This window comes from Luteimicrobium album, assembly GCF_030161555.1.
GTDB classification, from domain to species: Bacteria; Actinomycetota; Actinomycetes; order Actinomycetales; family Cellulomonadaceae; genus Luteimicrobium; species Luteimicrobium album.
Genome location: NZ_BSUK01000001.1, coordinates 2,049,215 through 2,061,380, shown reverse-complemented (window position 1 = coordinate 2,061,380; position 12,166 = coordinate 2,049,215). Strand labels below are relative to the sequence as shown.

The following is a 12,166-nucleotide window of genomic DNA, read 5'->3' as shown; positions in this document are numbered from 1 at the left end:
GACCCTCCGCTGCACGCGCTGACGAGCAGCGCCAGCAGCGCTCCCGCCGCTGCCAGAGACCCGAACCGCTTGCGTGCTCTCCTCATCGAAGTACCTTCCTCGTCGTGTGGGGCAGCCCGGGGATCGAGTCGACCAGCGTCCGGGTGTAGTGATGGGTGGGCCGGGCCAGTACCTCGTGCGTGAGACCCGACTCGACGACCTGCCCTCGGGACAGGACCGTGACCGTGTCGGAGACCTGGCGTACCAGCCCGAGGTCGTGCGAGATGAAGACGTAGGTGAGCCCGTGCCGGGCCTTGAGGTCCATCAGAAGCTCGACGATGTTCGCCTGGACGCTCACGTCGAGCGCAGACGTCGGCTCGTCGAGGACCAGGACCTCGGGCGCGAGCACGATCGCGCGGCCGACGGCGACACGCTGGCGCTGCCCTCCGGAGAGCTCCTTGGGCCGCCGTCCCGACAGTTCGGCCGGCAGGTCGAGGCGGTCGAGCAGCGCCGTGACCTCGGCCCGACGCTCGCGTCTCGTCAGCTCGGTGTGGATGAGGAGTGGCTCCTCCAGGAGCTGCCGGACCGTCATCCTCGGGTCGAGCACGGCGAGCGGGTTCTGGGAGATCAGCTGGAGCCGCCGGGGCCCTGCGATCGGGATTCCGCCGCCTGCCGCCGGCGCGCCGTCGAACCGGACCTCGCCGGTGTCGTAGGGAGTGAGGCTCGCGAGGATGCGGGCGATCGTCGTCTTGCCGGATCCGGACTCCCCGACGATGGCGTGCGTGCTCCCTCGCCGGACCGTGAGGTCGACCCCTCGCAGCACCCGGTTCGGGCCTCCGGCCGCGTCGTGATAGCTCTTCGTCAGCCCGCGCACGGTCAGGATCGGGTCGTCGTCCCCAGCCCGTTCGCAGACGGGCGAGGAAGCCCCCGTCTCCCGGAACCGGTCCGGCGCGAGGGCGGGAACGTCCGCGAGCAGCCTTCGGGTGTACGCGGCCGAGGGCGCTGCGAGGACGTCCGTGGTCGGGCCCGAGTCGCGGACGACACCGTGCTCGAGCACGGTGATCGCGTCGCTGCGCTCGCCCGCCAGCGCGAGGTCGTGCGTGATCAGGAGCATCGCGAGCCCGAGGCTCGAACGCAGCCGGAGCAGGAGGTCGAGGATGACCTTCTGGACCGTGACGTCGAGCGCCGAGGTCGGCTCGTCGGCGATGAGGACGTCAGGGTCCCCGGAGATCGCCATGGCGATGAGGACCCGCTGCAGCTGCCCACCCGAGAGCTGGTGCGGGTAGCTGTCGTATTTCTCGGCCGACCGCTCGATCTCGACCTGGTCCAGCAGTTCGACGGCACGCTGCTTCGCCGCAGCGCGCGACAGGCTGCGGTCGCGCGACCGCAGCAGCGAGGCGAGCTGACGACCGACCCGCTGCAGCGGGTCCAGCGAGCTCAGCGGATCCTGCGGCACGAAGCCGAGGACGTGCCGGCGTGCCACGACGAGCTCGCGCCGCGACGGGACCTTCCCCTGGAGCGCGATCGTCCCCGCCTCGACCGCCGCGTTGCCGGGAAGCAGACCGGTGACGGCCAGCGCGAGCGTGCTCTTGCCCGATCCCGACTGCCCGACCAGCGCGTGTGTCGTCCCGGCCTCGAGGGTGAGGTCGACGCCGTCGAGCACGCGGCGGCGCTCGTGGGTCCGTCGGTCGCGATAGCTCAGGGAGAGCCCGCGCACGTCGATCGCGGGCGGGCGGGCGGTGCCGCTCATGACTCGTACCTCCGTCGCACGGTCCGTGACACCTTCGTGATCGACAGGACCATCGCGACGATCACCGCACCCGGGAGTACCACCAGCCACGGGGACGACACGATGTAGTCGCGCCCCTCGGCGATCAGGAGGCCCCACTCCGGCTGCGGCGGCGGCGCGCCGTACCCCAGGAAGCTCAGGGAGGAGATCCAGAGGATCGAAGCACCGAACTGGAGGACGACGAGCGAGAGCACCGACGAGTACGAGTTGGGCAGGATGTGGCGCAGCAGGATCCTGGTGGTGCTCGCCCCGATGTGGCGGGACGACTCCACGAAACCGAGCTCACGGACGGTGAGCACCTCGGAACGCATGAGCCGCGCGAACAGCGCGACCGAGGACGCACCGACGGCGACGGCAGCGTTGAGTGTCCCGAAGCCGAGCGCCACGACGATCACCATGGACAGCAGCAGCCCGGGGATCGACAGCAGCACGTCGACGAGCCGTCCGACGACCACGTCGACGACCCCGCCGAAGTAGGCCGCGACCAGTCCGAGGACGCTGCCGACGACGAGTCCGCACGTGACCGCCACGAGCGAGCCGAGCAGTGTCGTCCGCGTGCCGTAGACGACACGCGAGAAGATGTCGCGACCGAGATAGTCCGTGCCGAAGAGGAACCGCCCCGAGGGCGGCTGGAGCGACTGGCCCACCGCGCTGAGCGGGTCGTGCGGGCTGACGGCGCCGGGCGCGACCACGAAGACCGCGATCACGGCGAGCACGAGGACCGCCAGGACGAGCAGCGGGTCGGCGTTCCTGAGCCGGTGCGTACGGCGCACGGTTCCGGCGGTCTCGTCAAGCACCATGGTCGACACCTGCCGATGCCATCTTCCGCTCGTCTTCCCGCTCGCCCGAGGACGACGTCACGTCCCCGGACGCAGGCTGCGGCCCACCCCGTCCGCTCCCGCGCCGGTCACGGGTGCGCTGGCGCAGCGAGATGCGCGGGTCGATCCACGGGTACACGAGGTCGGTGAGCAGGTTGATGGTGACGAAGACCGTCGACACGAACAGCACCACGAGCAGGATCACCGGCGTGTCCTGGCCGCGGACGGCGTCCTGGGTGAGCTGCCCGATCCCGTTCTTGTTGAAGATGACCTCGACGATCACGGAACCGGCGAGGAGCTCACCGGCCGTCAGCGAGAACAGGGTCAGCGTCGGCAGGACGGCGTTCTTGACCACACGGAGGAAGATCGCGTAGCCCGAACGCCCCTGCGCGCGCAGCACGAGGACGAACGGCATCTGCTGGGTCCTGTCGACGCCCTGCACGAACACCTGGGTGACGTGCGGCGCCACCACGACCCCGAGCACGAGCGCCGGCCAGAGAACCGCCTTGAAGCCCGAGTCCCTGACCGGTGAGAACCAGCCGAGCCGGAACGCGAAGACCTGCACGACGACCAGGGCGAGAAGGAAGCTGGGTACGGACAGCGTCACGGACGGCACCGCGCGGGCGATCGCGCGCACGCCTCGGGTGGGGCCGTGGGTGGCCAGGACGGAGATCCCGAAGGCGACGACGACAGCGACCAGGAAGGCCAGCGCCGCGATCGACGCCGTGTGCGGGAGCGCCTGGCCGAACATCCGCGCGACCGGCTGCCCCGTCGTCAGCGAGTAGCCGAAGTCTCCGTGCAGCGCGCGCCCTGCCGCGATCAGGTACTGCTCCAGCCCGCTGCGGTCGAGGTTGTAGTAGGCCAGGACGACGTGCACCTGGTCCTGGGGGAGCGGGTTCTGCGGGTCGTTGACGGCCGAAGCGATGGGATCCCCCGGGAGCAGGTAGAGGATCGCGAAGACCAGCGTGTAGGTGAGCACCACGATGACGAGGGCCTGAGCGATCCGTCCGACGACGTACCGCGCCTGCGCCCCCGTCATGCGTGGGGAGCCGGCTGACGCACGGAGGGGTCCTTCTCCCCGGCCTGGACGGCGAACGGGAGATCGTTGCCCGCGAGGGGTCGCGGGCACGTGCCGTGGTCGTTGAAGTGCGACGGGTAGGCGGTTGCCCGGTTGAGGTCGACTCGGAGCGTGCGCTCGGGCCCGCCGTCGACGTCCGGACCACCGCTCGAGGCCGCGGCCGCGCGCGACGCCTCGACGTCGACGGCCGGGACGTGCACGGCCCGCCACCCCGGGGTCCCGGGCGCACGGTCCGTGAACGACAGCGTGACCCCACCGTGGTGGCCGGCGACGAGCCGGAGGGTCGTACCGTCCAGGTCGACCTCCCCGACCACCGCCACGTGGTGCACGAGGCCCGGCTTGGCGCCGTCGACGACGTCCGCGCGGGGCTCGGCGTACCAGCGGACCGGGAGGTCGCGCACCTGGGCGGGGTCGAACGCGAACGCCGGGACGGCGGCCTCCTCGCCGGCCGCGACGAACGCCGCGAGCGCCGGCGCCTTCGGGTCGCGCGTGCGCAGGAGGTAGCGGCCGGTGCGCAGCGCCAGCTCCACGCCGACGAGAGCCGCTCCCGCCGCGTCGGGAGTCGCACCACCCGGGCCGTCGACCAGGAACGGCACGACCGAGCCGGCCTCCGCGACGACGACGGTCCGGGGTCCTCGACCGGGCGGAGCGTGTCCGCGTCGAGCAGGACGGCGGGGGTGTCGTCGTCGGACCGGGCGTCACCGTCCACGCGGACGTGCGCGCCGTCGTCATCGGCCCACCACAGGCCCGGGACGCCGGGGACCGGCGCCGGTTCGCGGCCGAGCCAGTGGTGCGACGTGAGGGACAGGACGCCGCGGGGAGCCTTGAGGCCGGCGGCGCGCTCCGCACGCCAGGCCCGCCAGCGCTCGACGGCAGGGTCGACGGCGCCCGTCGTGCCCTCGGCGCCGCTCAAGGTGTCGGTGCTCATCGTGGTCTCCGTTCGGGGTCGAGAGGTCAGGCGACGGCCCGTGCGGGCACGCCGGGCCGGACGAGGCCGAGGTGGTCACGCAGCGTGGTGCCGGCGTACTCGGCTCGGAACGAGCCGCGCTCCTGCAGAAGCGGCACGACGCGGTCGAGCACGTCGTCCAGCCCGTGCGGCGTCAGATGAGGCACGAGGATGAAGCCGTCGCTCGCGTCCTCCTGGACGAACCGGTCGATCTCGTCGGCGACGTGCGTGGGCGTGCCGACGAACCCGCCACGCGACGTGAGCTGCAGGACGAGCTCGCGGATGGACCAGCGGTTCGCGTCGGCGAGCTCGCGCCACTGTCGGGCGACCTCGCGCGGGTCCCCGTGGCGTACCCGGCCGCGTGTGATGGCCTGGTTGTCGTAGTCGGGCTCGACGTCGGGCAGCGGCCCCTCGGGGTCGTAGGCGGTGAGGTCACGGCCCCAGATCTGCTCGAGGAACGCGATCGCCGTCACCCCGGGGACCTGGGCGAGGCGGATCTCACGTGCCGCCTCCGCGGCTTCCTCAGGGGTGTCGCCGATCGTCACGGTGGTCGCGGGGATGATCTTGAGGGCGTCGCGGTCTCGCCCGTACGTGGCGAGCCGGTCCTTGACGTCCCGGTAGAACGCCTGCCCGTCCTTGAACGCGGGGTGCGAGGAGAAGATGACGTCGGCGGTCGCCGCCGCGAACTCGCGACCGTCGCTCGAGTCGCCCGCCTGGAACAGCACCGGGTGGCCCTGGGGGCTGCGCGGCGTCGTGAACGTGCCGCGCACGTCGAACTGGGGGCCGGTGTGCTCGAACGGGTGCGCGCCACGAGGGATCGTGCGGCCGTCCGCGGTGATCTCCTCGTCCCAGGAGTCCCAGAGCGTCCGCGCGGCCTCGACGAGCTCCGCGGCCCGGCGGTAGCGGTCCGCGTGGTCGAGGAAGCCGCCGCGCCGGAAGTTCTCGCCCGTGAACGCGTCGGAGCTGGTCACGAGGTTCCAGGCCGCCCGGCCCTCGGACAGGATGTCGAGCGTCGCGAACTGGCGCGCGAGCTCGAACGGCTCGTTGAACGTCGTGTTGATGGTGCCCGCGAGCCCGATGCGGTCGGTCACGGCGGCGAGCGCGGCGAGGACGGGAAGCGTGTCGGGGCGCCCGACGACGTCGAGGTCGTGGATGCGGCCCTTGTGCTCGCGCAGCCGCAGGCCCTCGGCGAGGAAGAAGAAGTCGAGCTTCGCGTCCTCGGCCTTGCGTGCGAGGTGCTCGAACGACGAGAAGTCGATCTGGCTGCCCGAGCGCGGGTCGGTCCAGACGGTCGTGTTGTTGACGCCCGGGAAGTGGACGCCGAGGTGGATCTGCTTGCGGTGCTGCGTGGTCATGAGCGGGTCTCCGGTCGGCGCGGCGGCGTGGGCGGGGTCACTGGGCGGCGGCGTAGCGGCTCGCGGGCCGGGGCAGGCCGAGCGTGTCGCGCAGGGTCGTGCCCGGGTACGTCTGCCGGAAGACGCCGTCGGCCTGGAGGACCGGGACCGTGCCGCCGACGATCGCCCGCAGGTCCGTGTCGAGCGACGCCGGCCGGAGCGTGAAGCCGTCCGCGGCGCCGGCATCGAACCAGTCCTCGAGGAGGTCGGCGAGGTCGACCGCGGTCCCGACGTGGGTCAGCGCCCCTTCGGGCAGCCCGCCGTTCTCGCCGCCGAGCTCCTCGAGGAGGTCGAGGCGCTCCTGCGCGCTGCGCCGGTCCTGCCCGACGACGGTCACGAGGTCGACGAGCACGCGCACGGCGTCGGGGTCGCGGCCCGCGTCACGGGCGATGTCGCGGACCTCGTCGCGGATCGCCCGCGCGTCGTCGCGCTGCGTCGCCTGCACGCGCACGACGTCGGCCCGGCGGCCCGCGAGGTCGAGGCTGAGGGCGAGTCCGCGCGCACGACGACGGGCGGTCGGCCCTGCGGCGAGCGCGGGGTGATGGACGGTCCCTTGACGGCGAAGTGCACGCCCTCGAAGTCGACGTAGTGCAGCTTGTCGCGGTCGACGAACCGGTGGGTCGCCTCGTCGCGGATCTCGGCGTCGTCCTCCCAGGAGTCCCAGAGCCGCTCGACGACCTCGACGGCCTCTTCGGCTTCCCCGAGCGCCTCGACTTCGTCGGGCGCGGGCCGGCGCCCGAACGCCGCCGCGGACGCCGCGTCGGTGGACCAGCCGAGCTGCCAGGCCGCCCGCCCCCCGAGACGTGGTCGATGGTCGCGATCGCCTTCGACACGTGGAACGGCTCGGTGTGCGTCGTGTCGACGGTCGCGACGAGACCGATCCCGGCGGACCGCGGGGCGAGCCGCGCACTCACGAGCGCCGCGTCGAGGCGGCCCTGCAGCGCGGCCCCGCGCTGAGGCCGCAGCGTGAAGGCGTCATCGAAGAGCACGAAGTCGAGCAGCCCGTTCTGGGCGGTCGCGACGAGGCCGGCGAGCCGGGCGGCGTCGAACGGGCGCGGGGCGACGGGTCCGTGCGCACGCCAGGCGCCGGCGTGGGCACCGCCGTCGGTGAGGTCGACGCCGAGGTGAAGGGTGCGGGTCGTGGACATGGTGGGTCCTCCGGGGTCGGCGAGTTCCGGGCGCGATCGAGCGACCCGGCACCTTCGCGGGAGTGGGGTGGAGTGGTGCGGTGTCCCGGGGCGGGTCCCGGGCTGCGGCGGCGGGGCGCCTAGCGCGTCGTCGGACGTGCCGGACGACAGACGCGGCGCCGGCTATGCGGCACGGCAGAGCGGGATGAGCGCCGGACCGGGTGCTCGCCGGGCTGGTCGTGGGTCGTCATTCGTGTTCCTCCTGGCCCGTGGGCCTCGCGCTGGTTGCCCGTCGCGGAAACGGGCCGGGTCATCACCCGGGGCACCCCGCCGCGGAGCGGGGTTGCCGTCCAGCCGGCCGGGGCCGAAGGGCTGGAACTCATGACCTGGGACGACCGTAGGTTTCTTGATCGATTTGGTCAAGAAGGATGACCGGACCGTCCACCAAGTGGACGAATGAGTCGGACGGCAGGTCGCACACCGTGACACGGCGTCACACCGTCTCCTCTGACGAGACCCTCACCGGCTCCAGCCGCGCCATCCGCTCCCGCCCTTCGCGCGGGCACACTTCCCGGAGCAACGAGTCGTACGCGAGGACGGCTGCCCGCCGGTCGTGCGCCCGCGCGCCGAGCACGGGATCCCCCTCGGCCCGACGGCCGCACTCGGCCGGACTCCGCGCTTCGAGTCCAGGAGCTACGCATGACGCGCACCACCCGCGTCCGACACCCTCCTCAGAGCCTGCGCGCCGTCCCCGCCGAGCCGCCGTACGCCCGGACGAGGGGAAGGAAGATCTCGTCGACAATCGACCGGACACGCGCCGCCGGGAGAGGCCTGAGCGTCATCAGCAGGTCGTGGCGGACCAGGTCGAAGGGCAGTGTCAGAACGCCTGGCGGAACCCGCTCGAGATCGAGCTCCCCCGCCCCTGGGCACGCCGGTAGAGCGCGTCGACGCGGCTGCGCGCTCCCTCGCCGAGGATGCGTTCGCGGACCTGCGCCGGGGTGAGGCCGCTCTCGCCGAGCAGGCCGGAGAACGCCGCTCCCGTCACGACACCCCAGAAGGCCGAGCTCCGCTCGCTCATGGTCCGGAGGGTCGCGACGAGGTCGTCGCGCAGGTTCCCGGTGTCAGGGAGCTCGGTGCGGGTCGTGGTGCGTCGACGCTCGAGCGCCGCGAGGGTGAGCTCCTCCTTGTTGGCCCACCGGCGATAGAGCACCGCCACCCCGGTCTCGGCGCGAGCCGCTACCGATTCCATGGTGAGTCGCGCGTAGCCGACGCTGCACAGCTCGTCCCAGGCGGCGTCGAGCAGCGCGGCCTCGAGCTCGGGGCCGCGGCGACGGCGTCGGACGGATTCGGTGACTGCGGACGACACCCTTCCACATTAGAGAGACTTGCATTCCTTATCAACCGCGCCTAGCCTCTTAAGAGACGAATCCAACTCTTAATGAGGAGACGGGCGATGACCCACCCCGACACCACGGCGACCACCACGGTCCCGGAGCCGCCCGGAGCGCCCGCCGCGAGCCCCGCGATCCCACCGGCGGTCCGCAACGCCCTGCTCGCCCTCGTCGTCGGCGGCATCGCCGCGATCCTCGACTCGACGATGGTCACGCTCGCCATCCACACCCTCGCCGTGGACCTCGACTCGGCGACCACGACGATCCAGTGGGTCACCACCGCCTACCTGCTCGCGATGGCCGTCGCGATCCCCGTGACCGGGTGGGCGGAGGCCCGGTGGGGCGGCAAGCGGGTCTGGACGGCCGCGCTCCTCGTCTTCGTCGCCGGCTCCGTGCTGTGCGCGGTCGCATGGGACGAGTCCAGCCTGATCGCGTTCCGCGCCGTCCAAGGGTTCGGCGGCGGCCTGATCTTCCCGCTCATGCAGACGCTCGCCGTCCGCGCCGCCGACGGGAAGGCGAGCACGCGGCTCATGGCCGCCGTCAGCATGCCCCTGGCCCTCGGGCCGATCCTCGGACCCGTGATCGGCGGCCTGATCCTCAACTGGCTCAGCTGGCGCTGGCTGTTCCTCGTCAACGTCCCCCTGGTCGCCGTCGGGCTCGTCCTCGCGTGGCGGTTCCTCCCCGACGACCGGCCATCCGCGTCGGCCCCTCGCGCCCGGCTCGACGTCGTCGGGCTCGCGCTCCTCGCGCCCGCGCTCACCGGGGTGCTGCTCGGCCTCTCCCAGCTCGCCGAGGACGGCGGCCTGTGGCACCCCGGCGTCCTCGTGCCGCTCGGGGCGGGGCTCGTGCTGCTCGTCGCGTTCGTCGCCCGGACGCTGCGGCCGGGTTCGCACCAGCCCGTCGTCGACGTCCGGCTCCTGCGCCTCCGGTCCCTCGGCGGCGCGTCCGCCGTCCTGTTCACCGCCGGCGCCGCCATGTACGCCGCGATGTTCCTGCTGCCGCTCTACTACCAGCAGCTCCGGGGAGAGAGCGTGCTCGCGGCCGGGCTGCTCCTGATCCCGCAGGGGGTCGGCGCGCTCGGCGCGCGGTTCGTCGTCGGCGGGCTCGTGGAACGATTCGGGGCGCGGGCCGTGACCGCCGCGAGCTTCCTCCTCGCCGCCGTCGCGACCGTCCCGTTCGCCGTCGCCGGGCCCGGCACGAGCCCGTGGTGGCTCGGGGCCGTGCTGTTCGTCCGCGGCATCGGGATCGGCGCGGTGATCATCCCGCCCATGTCCGTCGCGTACCAGGACGTGCCGCGCGCCGACATCCCGCACGCCACCATGAACACGCGCATCACCCAGCAGGTGGGCGCGTCCTTCGGGACCGCGATCGTCGCCGTCGCCCTCCAGTCCCTGCTCGACGACGGCGCCACCCGGGCCTTCCAGGGCGCGTTCTGGTGGGCGATCGCCCTGACGCTGGTCGGGCTCGTCCCGGCGGCGATCCTGCCCGCGAGGAGCCGTGCGGCGCAGGTCGGGTAGCGCCTCGCCCCGCCCCGGGCCCACGGGGCGGGGCGCTCGCCGACAGCCACCGCTCAGATCGCCGTCACACGCCCTCTCCTTCCTCCGCGGGCCGGGCAACGGAGAAGGTCAGGACGGACTTCACGTTGCGACCGCTCTCCATGTCCTCGAACGCCTGGGCCCAGTCGTCGAGCGGGTAGACCCCTCCGAGCGCGGCGGAGGCGTCGAGGCGGCCCGTGGCAAACCCGTCGAGAACGCGCTCCCACGTCGTCCAGGTGTGCGAGAAGGAGCCGTGCAGCGTCACCGCCTTGGCGACGAGCGGGTCCAGGCTGCGCCCGTACGGCTGCGGCCCCCAGCCGATCTTGACGACGGTGCCGAGCGCCCGGACGAGGTCCAACGAGTCCGCCAGCGCCGCGCTCACCCCCGTCGCGTCGACCACGACGTCCGCGCCCAGGCCGTCGCCGAGGCTGCCGACGATCACGCGAGCGTCCTCCTTCTGGACGTTCACGACCTGGTCCGCGCCCATCCGGACCACGCTCGGGAGCCGCGGCTCGTCGCGATCCGTGCACAGCACGACGATCCGTCCCGCCCCGCAGAGCCGAGCGACCTGGACGCTCAGCGCGCCGATCGGCCCGGCACCCTGGATCACGACGAGGTCCCCGGGGACGACCGTCGCGCGCTCCACCAGCGCGTTGTAGGCGACCGCGAACGGTTCCGCGAGCGCGGCGTGCTCGTAGCTCACGCCGTCGGGGATCCGATGCAGGACGCGCGGCTCGACCGCGACCCGCGCGGTGAAGAAGCCGTCGTGCTTCGCGCCGTACCCGAGCCGGTCCGGACACAGGTTGTACTGTCCTGTCCGGCAGTAGCGGCAGCGACCGCAGATCTTGGCTGCGGTCTCACAGACCACCCGGTCCCCCACCCGCCACCCGCCCGGGGCGCCCGGCCCGACGGCGATCACCTCTCCGGCGATCTCGTGCCCGACCACCACCGGCAGCTCGAGGTCCCAGCTGTGCGAGTTGCGCCAGAGATGGATGTCGGACCCGCAGACGCCGACCGCACGCGTCTCGATCAGGACCTCGTCGTCCCCCATGCTCGGCTCGGGGATATCTCGCACCTCCATCCCCTCGTCGCTGAGGTCGTACTTCACGAGGGCTCTCACAGCTCGGCTCCTTTCATCGGGGGCACGACGGGTACGTCGCGCCCCGCGCGGGTCGAGCCGTTGAAATAGCGCTGACGCGCGTCGCGGAGAAACTCGACCGAGGCTCGCAGGTCGTCCCAGCCGTTCACACCGTCCTCGATGCTGACCCACCCGTCGTACCCCGCGGCAGCCAGGGTCCCGAAGATCTCCGGGTAGTCGTTCAGCCCCTGGCCGATCACCCCATGGCGCAGGACGTCCGCGTATCCCTGCGAGCCGTCCGCGACCGCGAGGTCCGCCATGGAGGCCCCCTCGGCGAGGTAGCGGTCGGAGGCCTGCACGGTCACGACACGATCGAGCACCTCCCGAAGGAAGTCGACGGGGTCGTCACCCGCGACGAGGGCGTTGGACGGGTCAAACTGGACGCCGAAATGTTCACCGCGAGGGATCCGGTCGAGGATCCTGCGGTAGCGCTCCTTCGACTGGGCGAACTCCGGATACGTCCAGAACCCGTCCTTGTAGTGGTTCTCGAACCCCAGCACCACGTCCAGCTCGACCGCGACCGGCAGCAGCTTGAGGAACGCGTCCACGACCCACTCCTCGGCCTGTTCCGGGTCGACGTGGGGATGACGCTGCCCTGACAGGACCCGGCAGGACGCACCAGGTCCGCCCAGCTCGCGCGTGAGCTCGATCATGGCGATCTCGTCGTCGAGTTCACGCGCCCGGATCTCCGGGTCCGGGTGCGCGAAGTCCGGTGATGCGCACAGCATCGGCAGCTCGAGCCCGTGGTGGGCGAGAGCGTCTCCGACCCGGGACGCAAGGTCGGGCGGGCCGTCGAGGAAGAACCTCGAGTAGAGCTCGACGCCGTCGACCGGGAGATCCGCCGCACGGGCGATCCAGCCGGTCACGGGCTGCTCGCCGGCGACGAGCTCGTCGAGGTCGCCCTTCGGGAAGACACTGATCCGCACCGGTCACAACCCCCTGCGGAGGCCCGGCCCGCGGCGACCGGCTCG

General features: G+C 72.4%; 9 protein-coding genes, 1 pseudogene and 1 riboswitch. Of the genes and pseudogenes, 1 reads left to right on the top strand and 9 read right to left on the bottom strand.

All coding sequences use genetic code 11. The annotated features are described in order from the left end of the window. Nucleotides 1-82 precede the first annotated feature (82 nt). From QQK45_RS10655 to QQK45_RS10625, 7 genes and pseudogenes are all read right to left on the bottom strand, one after another. Nucleotides 83-1,729, bottom strand: coding sequence for a dipeptide ABC transporter ATP-binding protein (locus QQK45_RS10655; protein WP_284293243.1), 1,647 nt, complete (start codon nucleotides 1,727-1,729; stop codon nucleotides 83-85). Then, complete coding sequence (locus QQK45_RS10650; RefSeq protein ID WP_284293242.1) at nucleotides 1,726-2,568, bottom strand: ABC transporter permease; 843 nt, start codon at nucleotides 2,566-2,568, stop codon at nucleotides 1,726-1,728. Before QQK45_RS10650 ends, QQK45_RS10655 begins: the two co-directional genes overlap by 4 nt. Next, nucleotides 2,558-3,625, bottom strand: a complete 1,068-nt coding sequence (locus tag QQK45_RS10645; protein ID WP_284293241.1) for an ABC transporter permease — start codon at nucleotides 3,623-3,625, stop codon at nucleotides 2,558-2,560. The genes QQK45_RS10650 and QQK45_RS10645 overlap by 11 nt, the downstream gene beginning before the upstream one ends. Continuing rightward, nucleotides 3,622-4,260 (bottom strand): DUF1684 domain-containing protein, encoded by a 639-nt coding sequence (locus tag QQK45_RS10640; protein WP_284293240.1) that lies wholly within the window; start codon nucleotides 4,258-4,260, stop codon nucleotides 3,622-3,624. Before QQK45_RS10640 ends, QQK45_RS10645 begins: the two co-directional genes overlap by 4 nt. A gap of 358 nt (nucleotides 4,261-4,618) precedes the next feature. Further along, on the bottom strand, nucleotides 4,619-5,965 hold the full coding sequence (locus QQK45_RS10635; RefSeq protein ID WP_284293239.1) for an NtaA/DmoA family FMN-dependent monooxygenase: 1,347 nt from the start codon (nucleotides 5,963-5,965) through the stop codon (nucleotides 4,619-4,621). A 37-nt stretch (nucleotides 5,966-6,002) separates the two neighbouring features. Beyond that, nucleotides 6,003-6,742 (bottom strand): annotated as a pseudogene (locus QQK45_RS10630) (LLM class flavin-dependent oxidoreductase); the annotation flags it as partial. Between the two features lie 665 nt (nucleotides 6,743-7,407). Further along, nucleotides 7,408-7,518, bottom strand: a riboswitch (SAM riboswitch). 490 nt (nucleotides 7,519-8,008) lie between these two features. Then, nucleotides 8,009-8,497 carry a TetR/AcrR family transcriptional regulator gene (locus QQK45_RS10625; RefSeq protein WP_284293238.1) on the bottom strand — a complete coding sequence of 163 codons (489 nt, stop codon included), beginning with the start codon at nucleotides 8,495-8,497 and terminating at the stop codon, nucleotides 8,009-8,011. Between the two features lie 87 nt (nucleotides 8,498-8,584). Between QQK45_RS10625 and QQK45_RS10620 the strand changes: the two genes are divergently transcribed. Beyond that, nucleotides 8,585-10,039 carry an MDR family MFS transporter gene (locus tag QQK45_RS10620; protein ID WP_284293237.1) on the top strand — a complete coding sequence of 485 codons (1,455 nt, stop codon included), beginning with the start codon at nucleotides 8,585-8,587 and terminating at the stop codon, nucleotides 10,037-10,039. Nucleotides 10,040-10,103: 64 nt separating this feature from the next. Here the strand turns inward: QQK45_RS10620 and QQK45_RS10615 are convergent, their stop codons facing one another. Both QQK45_RS10615 and QQK45_RS10610 read right to left on the bottom strand, forming a co-directional pair. Beyond that, nucleotides 10,104-11,177, bottom strand: coding sequence for a zinc-dependent alcohol dehydrogenase (locus QQK45_RS10615; RefSeq protein WP_284293236.1), 1,074 nt, complete (start codon nucleotides 11,175-11,177; stop codon nucleotides 10,104-10,106). Then, nucleotides 11,174-12,121, bottom strand: a complete 948-nt coding sequence (locus QQK45_RS10610) for a sugar phosphate isomerase/epimerase family protein (RefSeq protein ID WP_284293235.1) — start codon at nucleotides 12,119-12,121, stop codon at nucleotides 11,174-11,176. The genes QQK45_RS10615 and QQK45_RS10610 overlap by 4 nt, the downstream gene beginning before the upstream one ends. Nucleotides 12,122-12,166: the final 45 nt, after the last annotated feature.

What these genes read in the sequence shown, in the direction of transcription:
- QQK45_RS10650 (WP_284293242.1), bottom strand. Translation starts at nt 2,568, where the DNA reads ATGGTGCTTGACGAGACCGCCGGAACCGTGCGCCGTACGCACCGGCTC.
- QQK45_RS10620 (WP_284293237.1), top strand. Translation starts at nt 8,585, where the DNA reads ATGACCCACCCCGACACCACGGCGACCACCACGGTCCCGGAGCCGCCC.
- QQK45_RS10645 (WP_284293241.1), bottom strand. Translation starts at nt 3,625, where the DNA reads ATGACGGGGGCGCAGGCGCGGTACGTCGTCGGACGGATCGCTCAGGCC.
- QQK45_RS10655 (WP_284293243.1), bottom strand. Translation starts at nt 1,729, where the DNA reads ATGAGCGGCACCGCCCGCCCGCCCGCGATCGACGTGCGCGGGCTCTCC.
- QQK45_RS10635 (WP_284293239.1), bottom strand. Translation starts at nt 5,965, where the DNA reads ATGACCACGCAGCACCGCAAGCAGATCCACCTCGGCGTCCACTTCCCG.